27 protein-coding genes are annotated in these 24835 nt (G+C 54.0%); 13 read left to right on the top strand and 14 right to left on the bottom strand.

All coding sequences use genetic code 11. The annotated features are described in order from the left end of the window. Positions 1-26: 26 nt before the first annotated feature. The 5 genes from csgA (at position 27) to LZP96_RS01855 (ending at position 3359) form a co-directional block, all read left to right on the top strand. Positions 27-482: a curli major subunit CsgA gene (gene csgA, locus LZP96_RS01875; RefSeq protein WP_064325647.1), complete on the top strand. Its 456-nt coding sequence runs from the start codon at positions 27-29 to the stop codon at positions 480-482. Positions 483-541: 59 nt separating this feature from the next. Continuing rightward, positions 542-865 (top strand): curli assembly chaperone CsgC, encoded by a 324-nt coding sequence (gene csgC / locus LZP96_RS01870; protein ID WP_064325648.1) that lies wholly within the window; start codon positions 542-544, stop codon positions 863-865. 113 nt (positions 866-978) lie between these two features. Beyond that, positions 979-1299 (top strand): YmdA family protein, encoded by a 321-nt coding sequence (locus LZP96_RS01865; RefSeq protein ID WP_064328100.1) that lies wholly within the window; start codon positions 979-981, stop codon positions 1297-1299. A gap of 97 nt (positions 1300-1396) precedes the next feature. Next, the gene (ymdB, locus tag LZP96_RS01860; protein ID WP_064325649.1) at positions 1397-1939 is read left to right on the top strand and encodes an O-acetyl-ADP-ribose deacetylase; all 543 of its coding nucleotides are present in this window, start codon (positions 1397-1399) and stop codon (positions 1937-1939) included. Further along, on the top strand, positions 1872-3359 hold the full coding sequence (locus LZP96_RS01855; protein WP_064325650.1) for a phospholipase D family protein: 1488 nt from the start codon (positions 1872-1874) through the stop codon (positions 3357-3359). Before ymdB ends, LZP96_RS01855 begins: the two co-directional genes overlap by 68 nt. 33 nt (positions 3360-3392) lie before the next feature. Here the strand turns inward: LZP96_RS01855 and mdoC are convergent, their stop codons facing one another. Next, on the bottom strand, positions 3393-4550 hold the full coding sequence (mdoC, locus tag LZP96_RS01850; protein ID WP_064325651.1) for a glucans biosynthesis protein MdoC: 1158 nt from the start codon (positions 4548-4550) through the stop codon (positions 3393-3395). Positions 4551-4803: 253 nt separating this feature from the next. On the opposite strand from mdoC, the gene mdoG reads away from it, so the two are divergent. From mdoG to LZP96_RS01835, 3 genes are read left to right on the top strand one after another with little or no spacing between them, the layout of a single operon-like run. Next, on the top strand, positions 4804-6357 hold the full coding sequence (gene mdoG, locus LZP96_RS01845) for a glucans biosynthesis protein MdoG (protein ID WP_064325652.1): 1554 nt from the start codon (positions 4804-4806) through the stop codon (positions 6355-6357). Next, complete coding sequence (gene mdoH, locus LZP96_RS01840; protein WP_064325653.1) at positions 6350-8878, top strand: glucans biosynthesis glucosyltransferase MdoH; 2529 nt, start codon at positions 6350-6352, stop codon at positions 8876-8878. Before mdoG ends, mdoH begins: the two co-directional genes overlap by 8 nt. A 57-nt stretch (positions 8879-8935) precedes the next feature. Beyond that, entirely contained in the window at positions 8936-9163 is a 228-nt protein-coding gene (locus tag LZP96_RS01835) for a YceK/YidQ family lipoprotein (protein WP_064325654.1), read from the top strand. Here the strand turns inward: LZP96_RS01835 and LZP96_RS01830 are convergent, their stop codons facing one another. From LZP96_RS01830 to LZP96_RS01820, 3 genes are all read right to left on the bottom strand, one after another. Further along, positions 9164-9538, bottom strand: a complete 375-nt coding sequence (locus LZP96_RS01830; RefSeq protein WP_258925671.1) for a MysB family protein — start codon at positions 9536-9538, stop codon at positions 9164-9166. An 85-nt stretch (positions 9539-9623) separates the two neighbouring features. Then, a complete protein-coding gene (mdtG, locus tag LZP96_RS01825) occupies positions 9624-10886 on the bottom strand; it encodes a multidrug efflux MFS transporter MdtG (RefSeq protein ID WP_064325656.1) in 1263 nt (420 codons plus the stop codon). Between the two features lie 124 nt (positions 10887-11010). Further along, positions 11011-11937 carry a Kdo(2)-lipid IV(A) acyltransferase gene (locus LZP96_RS01820; protein WP_064325657.1) on the bottom strand — a complete coding sequence of 309 codons (927 nt, stop codon included), beginning with the start codon at positions 11935-11937 and terminating at the stop codon, positions 11011-11013. A gap of 219 nt (positions 11938-12156) precedes the next feature. On the opposite strand from LZP96_RS01820, the gene trhO reads away from it, so the two are divergent. Next, positions 12157-13206, top strand: a complete 1050-nt coding sequence (gene trhO, locus LZP96_RS01815) for an oxygen-dependent tRNA uridine(34) hydroxylase TrhO (RefSeq protein WP_258925670.1) — start codon at positions 12157-12159, stop codon at positions 13204-13206. A gap of 43 nt (positions 13207-13249) precedes the next feature. Here the strand turns inward: trhO and LZP96_RS01810 are convergent, their stop codons facing one another. The 10 genes from LZP96_RS01810 to mdtH form a co-directional block, all read right to left on the bottom strand. Then, the gene (locus LZP96_RS01810; protein WP_064325659.1) at positions 13250-13825 is read right to left on the bottom strand and encodes a YceI family protein; all 576 of its coding nucleotides are present in this window, start codon (positions 13823-13825) and stop codon (positions 13250-13252) included. A gap of 1 nt (position 13826) precedes the next feature. Then, entirely contained in the window at positions 13827-14393 is a 567-nt protein-coding gene (locus LZP96_RS01805) for a cytochrome b (protein WP_064325660.1), read from the bottom strand. Between the two features lie 262 nt (positions 14394-14655). Beyond that, entirely contained in the window at positions 14656-14769 is a 114-nt protein-coding gene (locus LZP96_RS01800) for a YceO family protein (RefSeq protein ID WP_064325661.1), read from the bottom strand. 62 nt (positions 14770-14831) lie between these two features. Continuing rightward, positions 14832-15950, bottom strand: coding sequence for an N-methyl-L-tryptophan oxidase (gene solA / locus LZP96_RS01795; RefSeq protein WP_064325662.1), 1119 nt, complete (start codon positions 15948-15950; stop codon positions 14832-14834). Between the two features lie 116 nt (positions 15951-16066). Continuing rightward, positions 16067-16321 (bottom strand): biofilm formation regulator BssS, encoded by a 255-nt coding sequence (gene bssS, locus LZP96_RS01790; RefSeq protein WP_064325663.1) that lies wholly within the window; start codon positions 16319-16321, stop codon positions 16067-16069. 273 nt (positions 16322-16594) lie between these two features. Next, positions 16595-16840 carry a DNA damage-inducible protein I gene (gene dinI, locus LZP96_RS01785; RefSeq protein WP_064325664.1) on the bottom strand — a complete coding sequence of 82 codons (246 nt, stop codon included), beginning with the start codon at positions 16838-16840 and terminating at the stop codon, positions 16595-16597. 74 nt (positions 16841-16914) lie between these two features. Then, positions 16915-17961 carry a dihydroorotase gene (gene pyrC, locus LZP96_RS01780; RefSeq protein ID WP_064325665.1) on the bottom strand — a complete coding sequence of 349 codons (1047 nt, stop codon included), beginning with the start codon at positions 17959-17961 and terminating at the stop codon, positions 16915-16917. Positions 17962-18102: 141 nt separating this feature from the next. Beyond that, a complete protein-coding gene (locus LZP96_RS01775; protein ID WP_258925669.1) occupies positions 18103-18663 on the bottom strand; it encodes a lipoprotein in 561 nt (186 codons plus the stop codon). 123 nt (positions 18664-18786) lie between these two features. Then, positions 18787-19434 (bottom strand): glutaredoxin 2, encoded by a 648-nt coding sequence (gene grxB, locus LZP96_RS01770; protein WP_064325667.1) that lies wholly within the window; start codon positions 19432-19434, stop codon positions 18787-18789. 62 nt (positions 19435-19496) lie between these two features. Then, positions 19497-20705 (bottom strand): multidrug efflux MFS transporter MdtH, encoded by a 1209-nt coding sequence (gene mdtH / locus LZP96_RS01765; RefSeq protein ID WP_258925668.1) that lies wholly within the window; start codon positions 20703-20705, stop codon positions 19497-19499. Between the two features lie 278 nt (positions 20706-20983). On the opposite strand from mdtH, the gene rimJ reads away from it, so the two are divergent. From rimJ to murJ, 4 genes are all read left to right on the top strand, one after another. Continuing rightward, entirely contained in the window at positions 20984-21568 is a 585-nt protein-coding gene (gene rimJ, locus LZP96_RS01760; RefSeq protein ID WP_258925667.1) for a ribosomal protein S5-alanine N-acetyltransferase, read from the top strand. Between the two features lie 9 nt (positions 21569-21577). Continuing rightward, complete coding sequence (locus tag LZP96_RS01755; RefSeq protein ID WP_064325670.1) at positions 21578-22228, top strand: YceH family protein; 651 nt, start codon at positions 21578-21580, stop codon at positions 22226-22228. A gap of 3 nt (positions 22229-22231) precedes the next feature. Continuing rightward, positions 22232-23155 (top strand): Gfo/Idh/MocA family protein, encoded by a 924-nt coding sequence (locus tag LZP96_RS01750; protein WP_064325671.1) that lies wholly within the window; start codon positions 22232-22234, stop codon positions 23153-23155. Between the two features lie 111 nt (positions 23156-23266). Then, complete coding sequence (gene murJ / locus LZP96_RS01745; RefSeq protein WP_064325672.1) at positions 23267-24802, top strand: murein biosynthesis integral membrane protein MurJ; 1536 nt, start codon at positions 23267-23269, stop codon at positions 24800-24802. The last annotated feature ends 33 nt before the right edge of the window (positions 24803-24835 follow it).

Here is a 24835-nt window from a genome sequence, read left to right as displayed (position 1 = left end):
TTAAATCAATCCGATGGGGGTTTACCATGAAACTTTTCAAAGTGGCAGCAATTGCAGCAATCGTAGTTTCTGGCAGTGCTTTCGCAGGTGTCGTTCCACAATTTGGTGGCGGTCATGGCGGCGGCTGGGGCGGTAATAATAGCGGCCCGAACTCTGAATTGAGTATTTACCAGTACGGTGGCGGTAACTCTGCTGTTGCTCTGCAAACTGACGCGAAAAACTCTGATCTGACCATTACCCAGCATGGCGGCGGAAATGGTGCGGATGTGGGCCAGGGTTCTGACGACAGCTCCATTGACCTGCTGCAAAAAGGCTTTGGTAACAGTGCAACGCTGGATCAGTGGAACAGCAAAGATTCTACTATGACGGTTAAACAGTACGGTGGTGGTAACGGTGCAGCTGTTGACCAGACCGCTTCTGGCTCAACGGTGTCGGTTACCCAGGTTGGCTTTGGCAACAACGCCACAGCTCATCAATACTAAGATTAAACCGGTACAACAAAAAACAGGGCCTGTGCCCTGTTTTTTTTCGGGAGTTTATTATGCATACCTTATTACTCCTCGCAGCACTGTCCAGCCAAATCACCTTCAGGACAAGTCAGCAAGGTGACATGACAACCATCATCCCGCAGGTCACCCTCACTGAACCTTGTCTCTGTCAGGTGCTCATTCTCTCTTCACGTAAAGGGCAGGGGGGCGAAAGTACCTCAACTCAACGAAATACGTTATCTATACCCGCTAATCAGCCCATCGATTTGACCCGACTCCGTTTAAATATAGGGCCTCAGGACTCTGTAACAATCAGGGTAACCGTCTCCGATGGCAAGGCGTTGCATCTTTCTCAGCAATGGCCACCCTCCGAATGAAATATTCGCGAAATCAATATTTTGACTAATTTGGCGGTTCCCGGGGAATGTTCCTATGCTGTTAATACGGAGCGCGTGACACCACAGGGATGATTCTCATCGAGGGCCTAAATATGGTAGCGTTCAAAGCAAAATGTATTATCGGTGCTGGTCTCATTGTTGCCGGCACACTCACCTCCACTTTCGCGGCAACGGTGGTCCCTGGCGGCGTGATTCATTTCCGCGGTGCCATTGTCGAAGATCCTTGTGAAGTGACCCCCCGTCAGCAGAATTTTACTCTCACCTGTCCAGGAGAGGGGAAAAGAGCGACGCGGGAGATAAGTTACCCGGCGGCGCTAAAAGGGGAGAACGCTTTCCCGAATGTGGCGACGGTCAGCATGAAGTACCTTAATCCTGAAAAATCGCTGGCGGTAATGCAGATCGACTATCGCTAGACGCCTGCGCGGGGATGCCTCCGCTTTAACGACATCCCCTTTTTCACACCTCCTCTCTGCTATACACTTAACAAAAGGGCGGGTGTAGAGAGGCTGTATGAAACCGCAAATTGAAGTTGTCGTTGGGGATATCACCACTCAGCATGTGGATGTCATTGTTAATGCGGCGAATCCCTCGCTGATGGGCGGCGGGGGCGTGGATGGCGCGATTCATCGCGCGGCAGGGCCGCAGCTACTGGAAGCCTGTAAAATTGTCCGACAACAGCAGGGCGAATGCGCGCCAGGGCATGCGGTTATTACCCTGGCAGGCGATCTGCCTGCGAAAGCGGTCATCCACACCGTGGGGCCGGTCTGGCACGGCGGTGAGCAGAACGAAGCGCGGATCCTGGAAGATGCTTACCGCAATTGCCTGAATCTGGCTGCGGCAAACAGTTATTGCACGATCGCCTTCCCGGCAATTTCCACGGGCGTATATGGTTTTCCGCGTGCGGCAGCGGCGGAGATCGCGGTTAACACGGTTTCAGACTATCTCACCCGACGGCGTCTACCGGAGCGGGTATACTTTGTCTGTTATGATGAAGAAAATGCCCAGCTCTATAAGCGATTGCTTACCCAACGAGGACAAGACTCCGACGCATAAAACGCGGCTGGGGCGGGCTATCGCCCCAGTCAGTGCCGCTCACCCCGGGCTGTGCGGACTGCTTCCCCTCGATGACAGTCTCGATGCCTTTGCCTGCCGATACCGCCTGGCCGAAATGGCCGAAAAAACGCTGGATGTGCAGTACTACATCTGGGAGGACGATATGTCCGGGCGACTTCTTTTTTCCGTTTTGTACGCTGCGGCCACGCGAGGCGTTAAGGTCCGGCTTTTACTGGATGACAATAATACGCAGGGGCTGGATGAAACGCTCAGCCTGCTGGATGCTCATCCTAATATCGACGTTCGTCTGTTCAATCCCTTTACCTTTCGCACGCTACGGGCGCTGGGGTATCTCACCGATTTCGCCCGACTCAACCGCAGGATGCACAATAAAAGCTTCACGGTGGATGGCGAAGTCACCATTATTGGCGGCAGAAATGTCGGAGATGCCTATTTTGGCGCAGGGGAAGAGCCGCTCTTTTCTGATTTAGACGTGATGGCAGTTGGGCCGGTGGTAGCCGATGTGAGCGCGGATTTTGAGCGATACTGGGGCAGTGCCTGCGTATCAACGCTGAAAAAAGTCCTTGAACTGCCTCAGGAAGAGATAGAAGCAAGGATCCATCTTCCCCAGGAAGGGATTCAGGATGAACTCACCCAGAGCTATCTTAAGAAACTGGAGACCAGCGAGTTTGTTACCGCACTTGAAGCGCGACGCTTACCGCTTATCTGGGCTAAAACGCGCCTGCTCAGTGACGATCCGCGCAAGGGAATGGGCAAAGCCAGGCGTCACTCGCTTTTGCCGCAGCGCCTGCTCGACGTCATGGGTTCGCCCACACAGCAGATCGATATTATCTCTTCTTATTTTGTCCCAACCCGCGCGGGTGTGGCATTGCTGTTACAGATGGTGCGCAAAGGGGTTAAAGTCGCCATTCTGACCAATTCTCTGGCGGCCAATGATGTGGCGGTCGTCCACGCAGGTTACGCGCGCTGGCGCAAAAAACTGCTGCGTCACGGCATCGAACTCTATGAACTCAAACCCACCCAGGACGGCACGCCTGGCCTGCATGACCGCGGATTGACGGGGAATTCGGGTTCCAGCCTGCACGCCAAGACGTTCAGCATCGATGGACGAAATGTTTTTATTGGCTCGTTAAACTTTGATCCGCGCTCAACCATGCTCAACACCGAAATGGGGTTCGTGATAGAAAGCCACGATTTAGCCAGCCTGATCCACCGGCGTTTTTTGAAAAGCCGACAGCATGAAGCCTGGCAAATCAGGCTCGATGCGCGGGGCCGCCTTAACTGGGTGGAGCAAAAAGAGGGCAGAGAAATCGTACTGGATAAGGAACCCAAAACCCGTTTCTGGCAACGCGTTTTGGTCAGGCTGGCATGGTGGCTGCCGGTGGAGTGGTTATTGTAAATGCGCCGGTGCGACCCGGCGCATACATAACGGTTAGCTCAGCGCTTTTGCGCTATCGCTTTTAGTCTGCGGCTTGCCGGAAAAGAGGAAACGCAGCAGCGGAATGCGCAGATGAATTTCATACAGCGCAATAGCAATGCCCACCACAAAGACCAGTCCGGTAAAGAAGCCCAGCGCATTCGAGGTGATGTGCGGGGTGATATAGGCGCCAAAAAAGAGCGTTAACGGGTGATGAACCAGGTAGATAAACAGCGAGGCGTTAACAAAGTAGGTGACGCGTGCAGATTTAAAGTTCAGCAGACGGTGACCCAGCGCAAAGACCACATTGACCATCCACAGGCCCAGCAACATGGTGATGACGCTTTCAGTTTCGTACATCCACGCATCGCCACTGCCATATTTTTGGTTCAGCAGATAGGCCGCGAACGCCAGCGCAGCGCCCACGGCGCACCCGCGAGAGGGGGTCGTGAACAGCGATTTGATCCCGGGCGAAATAAAGGCCAGCGCACCCAACATAAAGAAGGGAATGTAGAACAGCGTCTGCATGACGACAAAATTGAACAAGCCGTCGCTCAGTATCGGCGGATACACAATAAACAGCGTCCGGCGTATGACGCCATAACCCATCCCCAGCAATAAAAAAAGAAGGCTGAGCTTTGGCCAGGTGACGCCAGAGAAGTGCGCCTCATGGTGGCGGCTTAAGTGACGACGCAGGCGACTGAAAATAAACAGGCTCACCGTGGTCATCACCACCAGCACCAGCAGGAACCAGAGATGTGAAATCAGCTCCCAGGCCAGCGTGTTGTATTTCTCGTACAGGGACAGGTTTTGCCAGTCATCCGCTTTGCCTTTCACATACTGCAACATGATGAACTGCGGCAAAGTGAGCAGAGGAATGGCGGTTAGCATGGGGATCCCCACGCGCTCGACGCGCACCTTCCACCAGCGCTTCATGGGATAGCGCAGAAACAGCATGTAAGAGAAGTAGCCCGAAATGACGAAGAACACCTGCATCCTGAAAGAGTGTATAAAATCGTTAAACAGGGTCAGCCACCATGAAGGCTCTATACTGTTAACGTGCCAGGTGTGGGTGGAGTAAATCAATGAGATGTGAAACGGAATCCCCAGGAGCATCAGCCATGCCCGGATTGAGTCGAGGAAATATTCACGTTGTACGGGTGTCGTGGTCATATAACTTTGTGCATTCTCAGACTTTTCGCCTTATCCCTAAGACTCAATGTGGTTACATTCGAAGCCAACCCTACATCAAGACCGACACCCTGTCTCCAGGATAAGCACGCAAAGTGAAATTAGGGACTTCTACTTGCTTATTCCATGAGCCGGTGCGCTAACAAAGCGGTGATAATGTTGTCGGATTGCCTGAATTTCCAGTAAAATGGATCGGATCGAATTAAGCACACAAAGGGGGAAGTGCTTACTTATTATGAAACATAAACCACAAATGACGAAAATGCGTTGGTTGGGTGCGGCAGTGTTGTTGTCACTGTATACATCATCGGCCTGGTCCTTTTCCATCGACGACGTCGCAAAACAGGCGAAATCGATGGCAGGTAAGAGCTACGAGGCGCCCAAAAGTAACCTGCCCTCCGTTTTCCGCGACATGAAATACGCGGACTATCAGAAGATCCAGTTTAATCGCGACAAGGCTTACTGGAACAACATTAAGACCCCATTCAAGCTTGAGTTCTATCATCAGGGAATGTACTTCGAAACGCCGGTTGCCATTAATGAGGTGACAGCGACGGCCGTTCGCAAGATCAAGTACAGTCCGGACTACTTTAATTTTGGCGATGTCCAGCATGATAAAGACACCGTCAAGGATCTGGGTTTTGCGGGCTTCAAAGTGCTTTACCCGATCAACAGTAAAGATAAAAACGACGAAATCGTCAGTATGCTGGGGGCCAGCTATTTCCGTGTGATCGGTTCAGGTCAGGTCTATGGTCTATCCGCACGCGGGCTGGCGATTGATACGGCGCTGCCATCCGGTGAAGAGTTCCCGCGTTTCCGTGAGTTTTGGGTTGAACGTCCAAAACCGACCGATAAACGCCTGACGATTTATGCGCTGCTGGATTCTCCACGCGCCACCGGTGCGTACCGCTTTGTCATTATTCCTGGCCGCGACACCGTGGTGGATGTGCAGTCCAAGGTCTACCTGCGTGATAAAGTCGGCAAACTGGGCGTTGCGCCATTAACGAGTATGTTCCTGTTCGGGCCAAATCAGCCTTCGCAGGCGACCAACTTCCGTCCTGAGCTGCATGACTCAAACGGTCTGTCTATTCACGCCGGTAACGGTGAATGGATCTGGCGTCCGCTGAATAACCCAAAACATCTGGCCGTGAGCAGCTACTCCATGGAAAACCCGCAGGGGTTTGGTCTGCTGCAGCGCGGGCGTCAGTTCTCCCGCTTTGAAGATCTCGACGATCGTTACGATCTCCGTCCTAGCGCTTGGGTCACACCAAAAGGGGACTGGGGCAAAGGGAAAATCGAGCTGGTAGAAATACCGACCAACGATGAAACCAATGACAACATCGTCGCATACTGGACACCGGATCAGCTGCCGGAAGCCGGTAAAGAGATGAACTTCAAATACTCCATCACCTTTAGCCGTGACGAAGACAAACTGCACGCGCCGGATAATGCCTACGTGATGCAAACCCGTCGTTCAACGGGCGATGTGAAACAGTCCAATCTGATCCGTCAGCCTGACGGTACGCTGGCGTTTGTGGTCGATTTCGCCGGACAGGACATGAAAAAACTGTCTGCGGACACGCCGGTGACTGCGCAAGTGAGCATTGGCGACAATGGTGAAATCGTTGAAAACACCGCACGTTACAACCCTGTCACTAAAGGGTGGCGTCTAACCCTGCGCATGAAAGTGAAAGATCCTAAAAAGACCACTGAAATGCGCGCTGCGCTGGTCAATGGCGATCAGACGCTGAGTGAAACCTGGAGTTATCAGCTACCTGCCAATGAATAACACGACTCAATATATCGATGCCATGCCGCTGACGGATATCGAAAAAGCGGCACTGCCAAAGAGCGACATCCGTGCGGTGCATACCGCGCTGGATGCGGACCATCACTCATTTAGCCGTGATGATGATACGCCGCTGGGTTCTGTGAAAGCACGTCTTGAGCAGGCCTGGCCGGATTCGCTGGCAGAAGGGCAACTTATTAAAGACGACGAAGGGCGCACGCAGCTGCAGGCTATGCCGAAAGCGACACGTTCTTCTATGTTCCCGGATCCGTGGCGCACCAACCCGGTGGGTCGCTTCTGGGACCGTCTGCGCGGGCGTGATATTACGCCGCGTTATCTGTCTCGCTTAACCAAAGAGCAACAGGCATCGGAGCAAAAATGGCGTACCGTCGGCACGCTGCGTCGTTACACCTTACTGGTGTTGACGCTGGCACAGACCGTTGTCGCCACCTGGTATATGAAAACCATCCTGCCTTATCAGGGCTGGGCTCTGATCAATCCTGCCGATATGGTAGGACAGGATCTGTGGGTTTCCTTTATGCAGCTGCTGCCGTACATCCTGCAAAGTGGCATTCTTCTGCTCTTTGCGGTGCTGTTCTGCTGGGTGTCCGCCGGTTTCTGGACCGCGCTTATGGGCTTCCTGCAACTGTTGATGGGACGTGACAAATACAGCATTTCAGCGTCGACGGTCGGGGATGAACCCCTGAATCCTGAGCACCGTACTGCGCTCATCATGCCTATTTGTAATGAAGACGTCGATCGCGTGTTTGCCGGGCTGCGGGCGACCTGGGAGTCGGTCAAGGCGACCGGTAACGCCGAGCATTTCGATGTCTACATCCTGAGCGACAGCTACAACCCGGATATCTGCGTGGCTGAGCAGAAGGCGTGGATGGAACTGATCGCGGAAGTGCAGGGCGAAGGCCAGATTTTCTATCGCCGTCGTCGTCGTCGCGTGAAGCGTAAAAGCGGTAACATTGATGACTTCTGCCGTCGCTGGGGAAATCAGTACAGCTACATGGTTGTGCTGGATGCTGACTCCGTCATGACTGGTGACTGTCTGAGCGGTCTGGTCCGTCTGATGGAAGCGAATCCGAATGCCGGGATCATCCAGTCTTCACCGAAGGCATCCGGGATGGACACGCTTTACGCGCGCTGCCAGCAGTTTGCGACCCGCGTTTACGGCCCGCTGTTTACCGCCGGTCTGCACTTCTGGCAGTTAGGCGAGTCTCACTACTGGGGTCACAACGCGATCATTCGTGTGCAGCCCTTTATTGAGCACTGCGCGCTGGCGCCGCTGCCGGGTGAGGGCTCCTTTGCGGGGTCGATTCTGTCTCATGACTTCGTTGAAGCGGCTCTGATGCGCCGGGCGGGTTGGGGCGTCTGGATTGCCTACGATCTGCCTGGCTCCTATGAAGAGTTACCGCCAAACCTGCTGGATGAACTGAAGCGCGACCGTCGCTGGTGCCACGGCAACCTGATGAACTTCCGCCTGTTCCTGGTCAAAGGGATGCACCCGGTTCACCGTGCGGTGTTCCTGACCGGCGTGATGTCCTATCTCTCTGCGCCGCTGTGGTTTATGTTCCTGGCCCTGTCGACGGCGCTGCAGGTTGTCCATGCCCTGACCGAGCCGCAGTACTTCCTGCAGCCCCGCCAGCTGTTCCCGGTATGGCCGCAGTGGCGTCCGGAGCTGGCCATCGCGCTGTTTGCTTCAACCATGGTGCTGCTGTTCCTGCCGAAGCTGCTCAGTATCGTTCTGATCTGGTGCAAGGGGTCGAAAGAGTTCGGCGGTTTCTTCCGCGTGACGCTCTCCCTGCTTCTGGAAGTGCTGTTCTCCGTACTTCTGGCACCGGTACGTATGCTGTTCCATACCGTGTTTGTGGTGAGTGCGTTTCTTGGATGGGAAGTGGTCTGGAACTCCCCGCAGCGTGATGATGACTCCACCCCGTGGGGAGAAGCATTTATGCGCCATGGTTCGCAGATGCTGCTTGGCCTGGTGTGGGCCGCAGGGATGGCGTGGCTGGATCTGCGTTTCCTGTTCTGGCTGGCACCGATCGTCTTCTCCTTGATCCTGTCACCTTTCGTGTCCGTGTTCTCCAGCCGTGCCACCCTCGGGCTGCGCACGAAACGCTGGAAACTGTTCCTGATCCCGGAAGAGTATTCCCCGCCGCAGGTGCTGGTGGATACCGACAAGTATCTGGTGATGAACCGTAGCCGTTCCCTGGACGATGGCTTTATGCACGCGGTGTTCAATCCGTCGTTCAATGCGCTGGCAACGGCGATGGCAACGGCGCGTCACCGTGCAAGCCAGGTGCTGGAGATTGCCCGCGATCGTCACGTTGAGCAGGCGCTGAACGAAACGCCTGAAAAACTGAATCGCGATCGTCGTCTGGTGCTGCTGAGCGATCCGGTAACGCTGTCGCGTCTGCACTACCGCGTCTGGTCATCCCCGGAACGATACTCTTCCTGGGTGCAGTATTATGAAACGCTGAAGCTCAACCCTGAAGCGCTGAAAGCGAAGTAAGTCGTGCAACATAAAAATACCGGCCACTGAGCCGGTATTTTTTTAATGAGGTGAGCAATGAGAATTATCATCGTGGGCATCATGGCGTGTCTGCTCAGCGGATGCGGCAGCATCATCAGCCGCACAATCCCGGGGCAGGGCCACGGTAATCAGTACTATCCTGGCGTGAAGTGGGACGTTCGTGACTCCGCATGGCGTTACCTGACGGTGCTCGATTTACCCTTCTCGCTGGTCTTTGATACGCTCTTACTGCCCATTGATGCCCAGCATGGCCCTTACGAGTAATTAACGCTCATCCCACTCGTCCGCTGCGGCTTGCCCCTCTTCAGTGTCCAGCGGCGGTTCAAGCTGAAACTCCCCCTCGTCCCATTCGTGTAAGGTGTTTTCCTCAAGCCACTCCTGACGCAGTTCGATTTCATCGAAGTCACCGTCAAATACGGCCTGTGCGGCTTCACCGCTTAATATCGGCAAGCATTCGCCGTCGTCGCCTTCTTCTGCAAAAAACTCCACCTGCCACATGATATCCCCGTCCTGCAGGACATACTTTTGCACGTTGAGCTGCTGCACATCGGCATCATCAGCGTCAATGCCGGGATTGTTGGCAAGGAACTCTTCCCGAGCGGCATCAATAGCTTCTTCCAGCGTGGCATACATTGTCATTGGCGTCTCCCTGTGATTCGAATGGTATTCAGGGAAAGAATAGCTGATTCTCCGCTTTTGCCACTAAGAATGGCGTATAAAGTTGTCACAAGGGATCTTGTTCGCGCGCCGGTGCTTTATTCGCCCCAGGCGCGGCGGGGGTTGGCCGTGCGGCTCTGGCCAGGCTTCGCCAGGAATAGACGGCGTTAAAGAGCACAACGCCTGCCGTCACGATAAAGACCGCCCGAAAGCTGAAACTGGCCGAAATACCGGCGCCCACCAGCGGGCCCGTGACGTTACCGATGTCGCGAAACGACTGGTTATAGCTGAATATGCGGCCAGCAATTTGATTGGTTGAGTTATAGACCAGCAGCGTTTGCACGGCGGGCAGAAGCGCACCATCGGCGGCGCCGAGCAGAAAACGCAGTACGCCAAGCTGCCAGGGCGATTGCACAAAGGACATGGGGATGAGCAGGAGCACCGAGATGAGCAGGGCGGCAATCAGGATTTTCTCAGGACCGATGCGATCCCCCAGTTTCCCCAGCCGCGGCGCGCTCATCAAGGCGGCAACGCCGGGAACCGAGGCGATCAGTCCGCTGATAAAGGCGATGTTGTTGACGTTGCCCGCCAGTTCACGCACGTACAGGGTGAGGATGGGGGCAATCGAGCCGGTGGCGACCTGAATAATCATCGTCGTTATAAACAGGCTCAGTACCAGCTTTGGATTTTTTAACGAGCGAAGCACTTCCCGGGCGTGCAGCATCTCTTTTTTAGGCACCGGGGTGAAATTCTCCCGGATGCAGAATAAGGTCAGCAGGAAGCAGGCGAAGAGTACGCTCGCGGTGATAAAAAACACCGGGCGCAAGCCGTAGCTGTCGGCCATTAATCCGCCGGCTAACGGGCCAAGGAGTGCGCCACTGACCGCACCTGTCGAGAGCGTCCCCAGCGCCCAGCCGCTTTTATTGCGGGGCATCTGAGTTGCAATCAGGGCGTTTGCATTGGGCACGAATCCTCCCAGCAAACCGAGCAGCGCGCGCAAAATTAAAAGCTGCCAGATATTCTGTGCCAGCCCCATTAGCACCATGATAATGCCCATTCCCAGCGCCGAGCGCAGCAGCATAATTTTGCGCCCTTTACGGTCGGCCAGGCCGCCCCAGAACGGTGAGGCAATGGCGGAAAAAAGGAAGGTGATGCTGAAAACCAGACCCGACCACATGTTCAGCGCGCTATGGCCCGTGACGCCAAGCTGTTCAATATAGAGAGGGAGAAAGGGCATAACCAGACTGAACGCGGCGCCGGTCAGAAAGCAGCCAAGCCAGGCGACCGTGAGGTTACGTTTCCAGTTTATGGGGACGTCTGAGGGTGACATAGCAATCCAGGCGATAAGCAGAAGGTAATAAGCCTGCTAATTATGCGCCTGCGTTATGAATGCTGCAATGCACCAGGGCTTTTAAAGCTTAGAGAAAGGCGGCCAGGGTGGGCCGCCCTCTGACTCAGTAACGTGAAGGCATTCCTTCGGGGCGAGATTTGAAACGACGATGGAGCCACATATATTGCTCAGGCGCGAGCATAATGCATTTCTCAACCACGCCGTTCATCCACCGGGCGGTCGTTTCGGCATCGTCCAGCGGAGGCGCAAGCTCGGGTTCCAGCATCATCAGTTCGTAACCTTTTCCATCAGGCTTACGTCGGGGAACAAAGGGAACGATAGCCGCTTTGGACATTCGTGCCAGCATCCAGGTGCCCGAGGTGGTTGCTGCTTCCTGTACGGCAAAGAAGGGGACAAAGACGCTGGACTGACGGCCATAGTCATGGTCAGGTGCGTACCAGATCACCTCGCCTTTTTTCAGGGCACGGATCATGCCTTTGAGATCTTTCCGGTCGATCATGCTCTTATTGGAGCGCATACGGCCCCAGGTTTGCAGCCAGTCGATCACCGGGTTGTCGTTAGGGCGATAAACCCCGATACCGGGTGCCTGCATACCAAACATCCTTGCACCGATTTCAAGGGTCAGAAAATGTATCCCGATCAGCAGTACGCCTGTCCCTTCGGCTTGTAAACGATGCACGGGCTCCATACCGGTTCCCGTCACCTCGAACCAGCGCGACATGCGTTTATCTGACCAGAACCAGGCCATGCCGGTTTCCATCAGGCCGAGGCCGACAGATTCGAAATTCTTGACCACCAGCGTCTCGCGCTCATGCTCGCTCATTTGCGGAAAGCACAGTTCCAGGTTGCGGCGGGCAATGGCCGCGCGACGTTTCATCATGCGCAGCGCGAGATATCCGAGCGCGCGACCAATACGATAAATCACCGGATAGGGCAGCTTGACCAGTAACCACAACGTGCCGATGCCAAACCAGACAGGCCAGTAGCGAGGGTGCAGCAGCGCTGCCGAAAATTTGGGTAATTGGGTCATGTCATTCCTGTTTTTCTTCGTCCTGTGCCCTGCATTGTCGCATTTTTTAATTGTTTGCCAAAATGTATGGAACTGAATTGGACGTTTATACAGCAATTTGAGCTGTAAAAGAGTTTGTGTGAGTGAAATGTAGCGCAAAAAGTGGGGATGTAAATTCTCATTGTTTGCTATATCATGCCGCCGATTTACATTCTCTAACGATTGCAGGACTCGTACACCATGCCAGTGTTACATAACCGCATTTCCAATGAGACGTTAAAAGCGCGCATGCTGGCCGAAACAGAGCCGCGCAAAACGATCTCATTCTATAAGTATTTTACCCTTGTCGACCCTCAGGCCACACGCGATGCGCTGTATAAAGCCTTTGAGAAACTCAACGTGTTTGGCCGCGTTTATCTGGCCCGCGAAGGTATTAACGCCCAAATAAGCGTGCCTGAAAGCAACGTCGAGGCCTTACGCGATCTGCTGTACGGCTTTGACCCGGCGCTGGAGGGCTTGCGTCTGAACGTTGCCCTTGATGATGACGGCAAATCTTTCTGGGTGCTGCGCATGAAAGTGCGTGAGCGTATTGTTGCCGACGGCATCGATGATCCCACCTTCAATGCGGGCGATGTAGGGGAGTACCTGAAAGCCGCGGAAGTCAACGCCATGCTGGACGATCCCGACGCCGTGTTTATCGATATGCGTAACCACTACGAATACGAAGTGGGGCACTTTGAAAACGCGCTGGAGATCCCGGCGGATACCTTCCGCGAACAATTGCCGAAAGCGGTTGAAATGATGCAGGACTATAAGGACAAGAAAATTGTCATGTACTGCACCGGGGGGATCCGCTGCGAAAAAGCCAGCGCGTGGATGAAGCACAGTGGTTTCAACAAGGTCTGGCATATTGAAGGCGGTATCATCGAGTATGCCCGTCGCGCTCGCGAACAGGGGTTACCGGTACGCTTTGTCGGCAAGAACTTCGTCTTTGATGAGCGTATGGGCGAGCGTATCTCTGAAGATATCATCGCCAACTGCCATCAGTGCGGCACGCCATGTGATACGCATACCAACTGTAAAAACGACGGCTGTCATCTGTTGTTTATCCAGTGTCCGGCGTGTGCAGAGAAATTTAACGGCTGTTGCAGTGAATTGTGCAGTGAAGAGAGCACTCTGCCGGAAGAAGAACAGCGTCTTCGCCGGGCGGGGCGTGAAAACGGCAATAAGATTTTCAATAAGTCTCGTGGTCGTCTGAATACCAAACTCGGTATTCCTGACCCGGAATAAGCGTTAACAGCCCGGTGAGGCAAGTGTTCACCGGGCTTTTTTCTTACTTCTGCTGCACACCTTCCACCGAGATAATCAGCTCGACATCCTGCGATGCAGGGCCAAGGTCGGTTGTGATGTTAAAGTCCTTCAGGCTGATTTTCCCTGCCGCTTCAAATCCAGCACGTTTGCCACCCCAGGGATCGTCCCCCTGACCGATTAATTTGGCGTCCAGCTTCACCGGTTTTGTCACGCCATTCAGCGTCAGGTTGCCGGTAATATCCAGACCCTCGCCATCCTTTTTCACCTCTGTGGAGGTGAACGTCGCCTGAGGGAATTTGGCAACGTTCAGGAATTCCGCGCTGCGAAGATGTTTATCACGCTCTGCATGGTTAGTGTCCACGCTGTTGGTGTTAATGGTCACATTCACTTTATCCGCGGCAGGGTTCTTCTCATCAAAGCTGAAGGTCCCGTCGAAATCGTTAAAGGTGCCATATAACCAGCTGTAGCCCAGATGCTGAATACGGAAATTGACGAAAGCGTGCTGGCCCTCTTTATCAATTTTATAATCAGCGGCAACGGCAGCGCCGGTGGTGAATAACAGTGAACCTAATGCGATACCTAACAGGCGTTTTTTCATTTTATGCTCCAGAGTCAACTGACGAACGGCCCAGCATGCGCTTGAGGGTGTCGTCTTTATCGATGAAATGATGCTTAACGGCCGCAAGACCGTGAAGAACGGACAAAATGACGACGCCCCAGGCAAGCCACAAATGAATAGTGCCTGCTAAATCAGCCTGGGAACCGGCATCGGATAAGGTGGCTGGCACCTCGAACAGACCGAACACGTTGATGGGTTTGCCATCTGCCGTCGAGATGAGATAGCCACTGATCAAAATGGAAAACAGTAAAACATAGATAACCAGATGCGCCGCTAATGCACCGAATCGCGTCAGCGCACTGTGGTTTTTTAGCGCGGGAGGCGGCGGCGAGAGATGGCGCCAGACCAGCCGCACGAGCAGGGCCACCATCAGGAGGACGCCAATGCTTTTATGCAGCTCAGGTGCCTGGTGATACCAACCGTCGTAATAGCTCAGGGTGACCATCCACAGGCCCAGACCAAACATGGCATAAACCGCAAGGGCCATTAACCAGTGCAGCAGCATGGATATTATTCCATAACGAGCAGGTGAATTACGCAATTGCATAATAAGGACTCTTCCCAATAAACGAGAGGCTCAAAATGACCTGTGCGAAATGCTATTGCAAATGATATTTATTGATAATGATTATTAATTATTTTCTTTCAGTTTTATTGATTGTGTAATGAATATTAGATTCAATTTCTTCGTTCATTTTATCTGAAATAAGGTGATTAACGGTAAGGAGGTGGGTATGGGAAGGGTTCAAATATTCTGACGTAAAACTCAACTTTTATAAAGTAACGTCAATTAATGTCAATCTTTGTGCTCAGAAAAATACAATATATATGACGTCGACGATGGCCAGCAATGACCACAAAAAAATATAGAGCATAAGATGCTCGCGGATATTGTTGATGAGATAATTAACGATCCTGCGCATAGTATTCCGTCATTGCGGCAATAAAAGAAAACGCTCCGGCAGAGCCGGAGCCTGAGATGAGATTATCGTGCAAAGCGCGACAGAGAGAAGGGGCTGAGATCAAAGCGGGGCGCAATGCCCTGTGAAAATTCGGCTGCGATTTCGCCGAGCACAGAGGCGAACTTGAAACCGTGACCGCTCAGACCGCTAATGATGAGGGTGTTATCATGGCCCGGCAGGGTATCGATAATAAAATCTTCATCGGGCGTGTTGTCATAGGTACAGGCGGTGCCATAAAGCAAACCACCAATGCCGGGAAGAACGTGGCGAAGGAAGTTGAACGCTTCAGACCCATCGCCCTCGACCGCGCCAAAAGGTTTACGCTCTTCCGGCGTTGTAATGCGTTGCCCGCCGTTGTGTTTGCCAATTTTGAGCGCGTCTTTCTCCGACGGGAAGCCATAAAACTGATCGCCGTTCGGCAACTCACCGGTAAAGGCCGGGAATTTATTCTGGCTGCTGTAACGTCCATCGGCCTGGAACCAGGAGAACACTTTACGCACCGGCTGGACAGGCAGCTCCGGCAGCAGTCGGGTGACCCAGGTGCCCGCGCTGATTAACAGGCGAGCGGCGGAGAAATCGCCGTCAGAGGTGGTTACCGTGACGCCCTCGTCATGATGGGTTATCGCCGTGACGGGACAGTTAAATAACTGCGCGCAGCCTGCTTTTTCTGCCAGCGAAATCCAGGTTTTGATGGCGGTTTCACAGTGCAATACGCCAGAGTTGGCCTCAAAGAGGGCGATGTAACTATCCGGAACGCTGATTTCCGGCCAGCGCGCCATCGTGGCCTGGGCATCCAGGCGTTCCACGTTCAGATTGAATTCACGTGCGCTTTGTTCAACATTTGCCAAAAACGTGGAATCAGCAGGCCCAAGATTTACCACCCCGGTGCGTTCGAAAATCCGCTCTTCCGTTTGGGTGGCCAGTTCGTCCCATAACGTCTGCGCGCGTAACACCAGCGGCACGTAACGCTCACCCTCGCCATAAGCATGGCGAATAAGGCGGGTATCGCCGTGGTGGCTCCCTTCAGCATGGGGCGGTAAATGGGCGTCAATCATTAACACTTTTTGACCCGCCTGGGTTGCATAATATCCCGCTGCAGAGCCAACGGAGCCGCTACCAATAATGATCAAGTCGTAATTCATGGGGATCTCTTTTACTCACACTTTGCTTAGCAGAGTAATTAAGATGGAAGGGTTACACAAGGGGGAAATAAAGAAGGCACCAAAAGGTGCCTGTTGAGTGAATGGAGGGCATAGCGTTAATGCCGCCGATACTCATTTTCCTGGTAGTCGCCAGACTCTATTTTGGCAATACCTGCTTCTAAAATAGAAATAAACTGGCGTGCAACATCTGTGGTCAACCACAGTGTCTGTCCAATCTCCGCGTCTTCACGGTTTGGCTGATTTGGGGTCTGGTAGTGCAAACGCAGCATCAGTGCATCGTAGCTGTCTACGGTACTGATATCCCAGCCGACGAGAGGATGGGTCTGGATGACTTCATTATTCTTTTCCATTGTAACCCCCTTATTGCGTATTAGAAGACAACGACTTTGAGGTTCCTGGCTGTTTATCTGAAGCCTCTTCAGTATATCAATAAATAAGGGTTCTGACGGGAAAAATAAATGGGTAGCAACACATTTTTGCGCTTTTTAGGAATGTTCGAGCAATAAAACGCCATCTTGTTCACGATTCTTTAAGAAGATGCGCAATAAATTTGAACTAAATAAGATTAAGATGAAAAAAAGCCGGGGCGACCCGGCAAAAAAACACAATGAGGGAGAAAATAATTATTCTGTGATAAACCAGTCTTCTGCACTCTCCCAGGTTTCCTGCAGAATTTCACTGATGCGATCTTTTTCGTCTTTAGCGCCACCGATGACGGACAGGTTGTTTGCAGTGGCATAGCGTACGGTGACGTTACCGTCACGGTCGGGAAATGTGTCGTTGATACGACGGGATAACTCACCCGCCAGAGCATCCAGGGCGCCTGCAGGTAAGACAGTAGTTTTAGCGATGGTCACTTCGATGCGCATAATTGCCCCCTGTGTAATGTACTGTTTATTTATACAGTCAATTCACTGTATTTACAACAGGGGGCGAATAATAATTAGCGTTTCACCGTCCAGTTAACGGTTTCACCCGCCAGGAAAGGAATCAACGTATCGTCAGTCAACGCGATAGACTCCACCACCTGACTCGGTTTACGCTCCAGCTCAATGAAGCCCTCATTTACCGGCAGGTTGTAAAAACGTGGACCATTCAGGGAGCAGAAGGCTTCAAAGTGCGCCAGGGCATTCATCTCTTCAAACACCGTCGCATAGCTGGCGAGCGCTGTCGGGGCATTAAAACAGCCGGCACAGCCGCAGCTCGCTTCTTTGCGATGACGGGCATGCGGTGCGGAATCCGTGCCCAGGAACGCACGGCTAAATCCGCTTGCCACTAACTCGCGCAGGGCCTGCTGGTGCGTATTTCGCTTGAGGACAGGCAGGCAATACAGGTGAGGGCGGACGCCGCCGACCAGCATATGGTTGCGGTTGAACATCAGGTGCTGTGGCGTAATCGTCGCCGCCAGCCGATCGTTCCCATCGCGTACATAATCCGCAGCATCTTTCGTGGTGATATGCTCAAAAACAATTTTCAGGCCGGGCAGACGCTGGCGCAAAGGCTCCATCACCGTGTCGATAAAGCGTGCTTCGCGGTCGAAAATATCGATATCGGCATGGGTCACTTCGCCGTGGATCAGTAACGGCATACCCAGTTTTTCCATGCGCTCCAGGACCGGCATGATCGCGTCGGTGCTGGTGACGCCGTGGCTGGAGTTGGTGGTAGCATTGGCCGGATAAAGCTTGGCTGCGGTAAACACGCCCTCGTTAAAGCCGCGTTCAACTTCATTCGGGTCGAGAGAGTCAGTCAGGTAGCAGGTCATAAGCGGGGTGAAGTCATGACCGGCCGGGACCGCATCAAGGATGCGTTGACGATAGGCGATTGCGGCATCCACGGTAGTGACCGGAGGAACCAGGTTAGGCATGACAATCGCGCGGCCATAAATTTCACTGGTGTAAGGCACGACGGTTTTCAGCATATCGCCATCGCGCAGATGGATATGCCAGTCGTCGGGGCGGCGGATTTTCAGAACCTGGGGTTGTACAGTCATGGTGTGCTCCGGCTTGTCATGAATCAGTCATAAGGATGGCTGTTTTTGCCGGACACAAATCATATGCGGAAACGTTTTCGTTTGCACACTTTTCTGCGCAAAACTTTCGCCATAAAAAAGGGCGCCGTAGCGCCCGTCAGGTCATTGGGTGAAGGGGATGATGATCTCACCCGGCTTCACTTCTATTCCTTTGGCGTATTTTTTCGCTAAGGCTTCGCCTTTGCTCTTGTCTTCACTCAGGACATACGCAGGCTGTTGATTAAAATAGTTGCGCAGGGACTGGTTGAGATACGGCATCAGGGTCTGTAGCACCGGTTTCATTTTTTCGGGCGTCACGATGGCATCGACAATTTCCATCTCCTGCAGATAGATTGCGCCTTTCTCTTTATTGAAAACGGGCAGGGCTTTCAGCTTAAGCTTGATGTTGGCTTTCTGGCTGCCGAAGAGGGAGTTCATATCCAGGTCCGCATCACCGGATAGCGTCACTTTGTTCGGCTCTTCCCGTCCAATCTGGCTGACCAGTTTACTCAGAACGATGTGAGCATCGGCGACACCCGGTACACCGATATCCCTGGCAAAGTTGTTATGTTTTTCCAGCGCCTGGTTAATTTCCTGCTCACTGACGGTGTACTGTGTCAGCTGGTTACAACCGACCAGCAGGCCGCTGACAATCAACGCCGCGGCAATAACGATTTTTTTCATGGGGTTCCTCATCATGATGTCGGCGCTAACGTCCTGACGCGTCAGTATGTCAGGCTGATATTCCTGAGACCAGCAGAAAAAACTGAATAGCATGGGCGGGAGTAGGTTCCCGCCCGAAAGGGGTCAGATAGCCTGCGACGAGAGCAGATTGATTTGCGTCTGTTTCGCCATATTGTCACGGTAGTCAGCCACGCGGGTTGGCCAGGTAATGCCTGCGACCAGCGTCAGGTTGCGCAACAGGGGAAAGAGATGAATATCATCCTCGGAGAGCTCCCCGTTTACCGCATTGGATTTGACGATCAGTTTGTCCAGGGCGCGGAGATCGTCACTGATTTTTTTCACCAGTCCGGCTGAGTGGGCGAGATGTTCGTCAAAAGAGCCGATGGCGGCCTCTTTTTTCTCCACGAACCAGGCACGCGCCTCCGGTGTGGCAAACTCGTCAAAAGCGCCTTTGGCGAAACGGGGTATCAGCAAACGGTTAACGTAGCTGTTCACCTTGCGCAGCCACTCCTCAATGGCCGGATTCTGTTTCCCTGTGAGCAACGGATGGCCGTCAAGCTTATCGACGTAATGCACAATATCCATGCTTTCGGGGAGATAGCGGCTGTCATCCTTTTGCAGAATGGGCGCCATCTTTTTGCCAATCATGCGGGTGGGCGTCGCTTCGTCGTCGTTGAGCAGGGTCACTAACTCAACCGGGAGGTTCTTCAGCCCAAAAATCATACGAGCCTTCAGGCAGAACGGGCAATGATCGTAAATATAAAGCTTCACGTTTCTCCTCCATGTGTTGATGGTGAATCTTCAGTATGGAGGAGAAAAAAGCATCATTCAAATCAGGCGCCTGGCTCCAGCATGCCACGGGCACTGCGTTTAGTACTGAACTGCCACCATAATGCCAGCAGGGTGATAAAGCCTACCATGCCAAGCATCATCCACGGCAGCTCGGGTTGACTGAGGGCTTTGCCTGCATCAAACAACCATCCGCCGCCCGCATACCCGAGCGCCCCGCCAAGCGCCAGCCCCAGACGGCTGAAGCCCATATAGCTACCGCGGGCGCGGGGATCCGCAAGCCCGGCCCCCAGGGTTTCACGTGCGGGCTCGGCAATGATCGAGCCGATATAAAAGGTGCAGATCAACAGAAACAGCTGCTGCACGGTCCCGACCAACCCGACAGGGAGCATGCTCAGGGTCATTAATAACAGCCCGGCCATCAGGCGGTGCTCCAGGCGAAAGCGCTTTTCACTCCAGCGTGCTATGGGGTAGAGCAGGGTCAGGGACAGGCTTGCTTCAATGGCGTACATCCATTTTACCGCAGCGGGCGAGCCGGCCATGTCATTGACCATGATCGGCAGCATCAGCATCACCTGTACGGCCAGCATGTAGTAACCGGTCAGGGTCAGGACATAGGTGACGAAACGTTTGTCTGCCAGGACACGGTTCAAACCCTCCCGCACCGGTGCTTTTACCGTAGAGAGCTTCCAGGCTGGCAGCAGCCAGGCGTTAAAGCCGGCGCACAGAATAAAGAGCGCCGCGCCGGTGGCGCAGACCAGACGAAAATCATATTGCAACAGCCAGCTGCCAAGCAGGGCGCCCACTACGGCTCCGGCGCTGTCCTGCATCATCAGCAGGGAGAAAAAACGGCCTCGTTGCTGCGGGCGAATCAGCTTCACCACCAGCGCGGTACGCGGGGGATCGAAGAGCGTACCGCCAATGCCCGACAGGAAACAGGAAAACCACAGGAGCCAGGGATCGTGGGCGATACCCATGGTGGCAAAGCCCGCCGCACGCAGCAGCATACCGGTAACGATCATCGGTTTTGCGCCAAAACGGTCGGCAATGGCGCCGCCAAAAACGCCCAGGCCCTGCTGGACCAGCTGGCGTAAACCCAGGGCAATACCGACCATCAACGCCGCCCATCCCATCTGATCGACAAAGCGAATGGAGATAAGCGGGAAGACGACAAAAAAGCCGAGCACGACCAGCATGTTATCGACGAGCAGAAAATATTTACCCAGATTACGGGCCTGTGATACGCGGGACATTTCCCCTCCAGGGAAATACACCATCGCCCCGCCTGCAGCCGCAGAAAGGCGTGAGTGTATCAAAAGGTGAGCACGCTAATATTCTGCGGTGTTAGCTTCTTTTTTCCTACACCGCCCGCGACAATATTTTTTTATCAAGAACGTGGTTTGATTCAGCTTTTTAATCAAAATGTGTGAATCCAGTAAAAAAGGGTATGTCACTGTTTTCACAGAAGCGAAAGGCGCAGGTATAGTAAAGCTAACGGGCAGAGATGAAGTGACGGGAAGGAGTCGTATCGATGTTTGGCTATCGCAGTAACGTGCCAAAAGTACGTCTGACAACAGACAGACTGGTTGTTCGTCTGGTGCATGAGCGTGATGCCTGGCGGCTGGCGGATTATTACGCTGAAAATCGCCAGTTTTTAAAGCCCTGGGAGCCCGTACGGGATGAGAGCCACTGTTATCCCTCAGGCTGGCAGGCACGCCTGAGCATGATTGCAGAATTTCATAAACAGGGCACCGCGTTCTATTTTGCGCTTCTGGACCCGGAGGAAAAAGAGATTATCGGTATCGCCAATTTTTCCAACGTGGTGCGCGGCTCGTTTCACGCCTGTTATCTGGGTTACTCCATCGGGCAGAAGTGGCAGGGGCAGGGACTGATGTTTGAGGCGCTCACCGCGGCGATCCGCTATATGCAGCGCACCCAGCATATTCATCGCATTATGGCCAACTATATGCCGCATAATCAGCGCAGCGGAGGGCTACTGGCTCGTCTGGGATTTCAGAAAGAGGGCTATGCAAAAGATTATCTGCTTATTGACGGCGAATGGCGTGACCACGTGCTGACGGCATTAACCACCAAAGACTGGAGCGCAGGGCGCTAAGGAAACTGCATGAACTATCAATTAACCGCGACCGAAGCGCGGGTAGTGGGGTGTCTGCTGGAAAAGCAGGTCACCACGCCGGAACAATATCCGCTTTCAGTCAACGCGGTGACGATGGCCTGCAACCAAAAAACCAACCGTGAACCGGTCATGAATTTGAGCGAGCACGAGGTGCAGGATCAGCTCGACGCCCTGGTAAAACGCCACTATTTACGCACGGTAAGCGGGTTTGGCAACCGCGTCACCAAATATGAACAACGCTTCTGCAATTCTGAGTTTGGCGATTTAAAGCTCAATTCTGCGGAGGTGGCCGTTATCACCACGCTTTTGTTACGCGGGGCACAAACGCCGGGCGAACTGCGCTCACGCGCCTCCCGAATGCATGAATTTAGCGATGTGCAGGACGTGGAGCGCACCCTGGAGACGCTGGCCGCGCGTGAAGATGGTCCATTTGTCCTGCGTCTGGCGCGGGAGCCAGGCAAACGCGAAAGCCGTTATATGCATCTGTTCAGCGGCGACGTTGAAACGTTGGTTAACGTGGCAGAAGCGCTGTCGCCAGTCGAAGATGAATCGCTTGCCGCGCGTGTTGAGGCGCTGGAAAACGAAGTGGCTGAATTAAAACAACGGCTGGATTCATTGCTGGCCCACTCAGGAGAGTAACGGATGACAAATTTACGTATTGGCGTGGTCGGGCTTGGCGGCATTGCGCAAAAGGCATGGCTCCCGGTGCTAAGCGCCGCTACCGACTGGACGCTGGCAGGTGCCTGGTCCCCAACGCGCGCAAAAGCACTGCGCATCTGTGAAACCTGGCGTATGCCTTATGCGGCCTCGCTGCTCGACCTGGCGCGCGAATGTGATGCGGTATTTGTGCATACCTCAACGGCGTCCCATTACCAGGTGGTTACGGCGCTCTTAAATGCCGGCGTCCATGTCTGCGTGGACAAGCCGCTGGCTGAAAACGTGCAGGATGCGGAGCGGCTTATCGAGCTGGCGGCCCGTAAAAACCTGACGCTCATGGTCGGGTTTAACCGTCGTTTTGCGCCGCTCTATCAGGACCTGAAGGCCCAACTCGGCGCTGCGGCCTCGCTGCGAATGGACAAACATCGTACCGACAGCGTCGGTCCGGGGGATTTGCGCTTTACGCTGCTGGATGACTATCTGCATGTGGTCGACACCGCGCTCTGGCTTGCAGGCGGCAGTGCTCAGTTAAAAAGCGGCACGCTGCAAACGAACGAGCAGGGCGAGATGGTCTATGCCGAGCACCACTTTAGCGTGGAAAACGTACAGGTGACGACCAGCATGCACCGTCGTGCTGGCAGCCAGCGAGAAGCCGTGCAGGCGGTCACCGACGGTGGACTGTATGACGTTACGGATATGCGGGAATGGCGTGAGGAAAAAGGCAGCGGACTTCTGACGCGTCCCGTGCCTGGCTGGCAAAGCACCCTCGAACAGCGTGGGTTTGCCGGATGTGCGCGTCACTTCATCGAGTGCGTGCAAAATCAGACGGTTCCGGAAACCGCAGGCGAGCAGGCTATCCTGGCCCAACGCATCGTAGAGAAGCTGTGGCGCGATGCGATGAGCGAATAAAATGCGGTAACATCTGCCGATAGTAATTCGTTTAAATATGGGTAGACTAAGCGCTTCTTTCAACGCCTGCATTGCAGGCGTTTTGCCGTGTGGTAGTGGAAATTCACGTTAATGAACTTATTAAAATCGCTGGCGGCCGTCAGCTCGATGACCATGTTTTCTCGCGTGCTGGGTTTTGCACGCGACGCAATTGTGGCAAGAGTGTTTGGGGCAGGTATGGCGACGGATGCCTTTTTCGTCGCGTTTAAATTGCCAAACCTGCTGCGTCGTATTTTTGCTGAGGGCGCGTTCTCTCAGGCGTTCGTCCCCATCCTGGCGGAATATAAAAGTAAACAGGGCGAAGATGCGACGCGCGTCTTCGTTTCCTATGTCTCGGGGTTGCTGACGCTGGCCCTGGCGATAGTGACCGTGGTGGGCATGCTTGCGGCGCCGTGGGTTATCATGGTGACCGCGCCCGGGTTTGCGGACACCGCGGATAAATTTACCCTCACCACCCAGCTTTTGCGAATTACCTTTCCTTATATTCTGCTGATTTCGCTGGCCTCGCTGGTGGGGGCGATTCTGAACACCTGGAATCGCTTCTCGGTTCCGGCGTTTGCGCCCACCTTCCTTAACGTCAGCATGATTGGTTTTGCGCTCTTCGCCGCCCCGCACTTTCATCCTCCGGTTCTGGCGCTGGCCTGGGCGGTCACCGTCGGCGGTATCCTGCAGCTGGCCTATCAACTGCCGCACCTGAAAAAGATTGGCATGCTGGTGCTGCCGCGTATTAACTTCCGTGATGCGGGTGCGATGCGGGTGATTAAGCAGATGGGACCGGCGATCCTTGGGGTCTCCGTCAGCCAGATTTCGCTCATTATCAACACCATTTTCGCCTCGTTTCTGGTCTCTGGCTCGGTCTCCTGGATGTATTATGCCGACCGCCTGATGGAGTTCCCGTCGGGTGTGCTGGGGGTGGCGCTGGGCACTATTTTGCTGCCGTCGCTTTCACGCAGCTTCGCCAGCGGTAACCATGATGAGTATTGCCGACTGATGGACTGGGGCCTGCGTCTCTGTTTCCTGCTGGCGTTGCCAAGCGCCGTGGCGTTGGGGATCCTGGCGAAACCGCTGACGGTTTCACTGTTCCAGTACGGCAAGTTCACCGCCTTTGATGCTGCTATGACCCAGCGTGCGCTGGTCGCCTATTCAGTCGGGTTAATGGGGCTTATCGTGGTGAAGGTTCTGGCACCCGGATTCTATTCGCGTCAGGATATTAAAACCCCGGTCAAAATCGCCATCGCCACGCTCATCATGACTCAGCTGATGAACCTGGCGTTTATCGGCCCGTTGAAGCACGCCGGGTTGTCGCTGTCGATTGGTCTGGGGGCCTGTATGAATGCCGGGCTGCTGTACTGGCAGCTCCGCAAACAGGATATCTTCACGCCACAGCCGGGCTGGAGCCGCTTTTTAGTGCGTCTGGTGATTGCGGTTTTGGTCATGGCTGCGGCGCTGGTGGGGATGATGCACATCATGCCGGAATGGTCGCAAGGCACGATGGCGTATCGTCTGATGCGGTTAATGGCCGTGGTGGCGGTGGGGATTGTTGCCTACTTTGCCACGCTGGCCCTGCTGGGCTTTAAGGTCAAAGAGTTTACCCGCCGTACGGTGTAAACAACGAAAGGGGAGTCACCCTTCGGTGCTCCC

Origin of the sequence: Huaxiibacter chinensis (genome assembly GCF_022171985.1) — a bacterium.
Lineage (GTDB): Bacteria > Pseudomonadota > Gammaproteobacteria > Enterobacterales > Enterobacteriaceae > Enterobacter > Enterobacter chinensis_A.
Note: the sequence above shows the minus strand (reverse complement) of the source record. Positions and strands in the feature narration are given on the sequence as shown.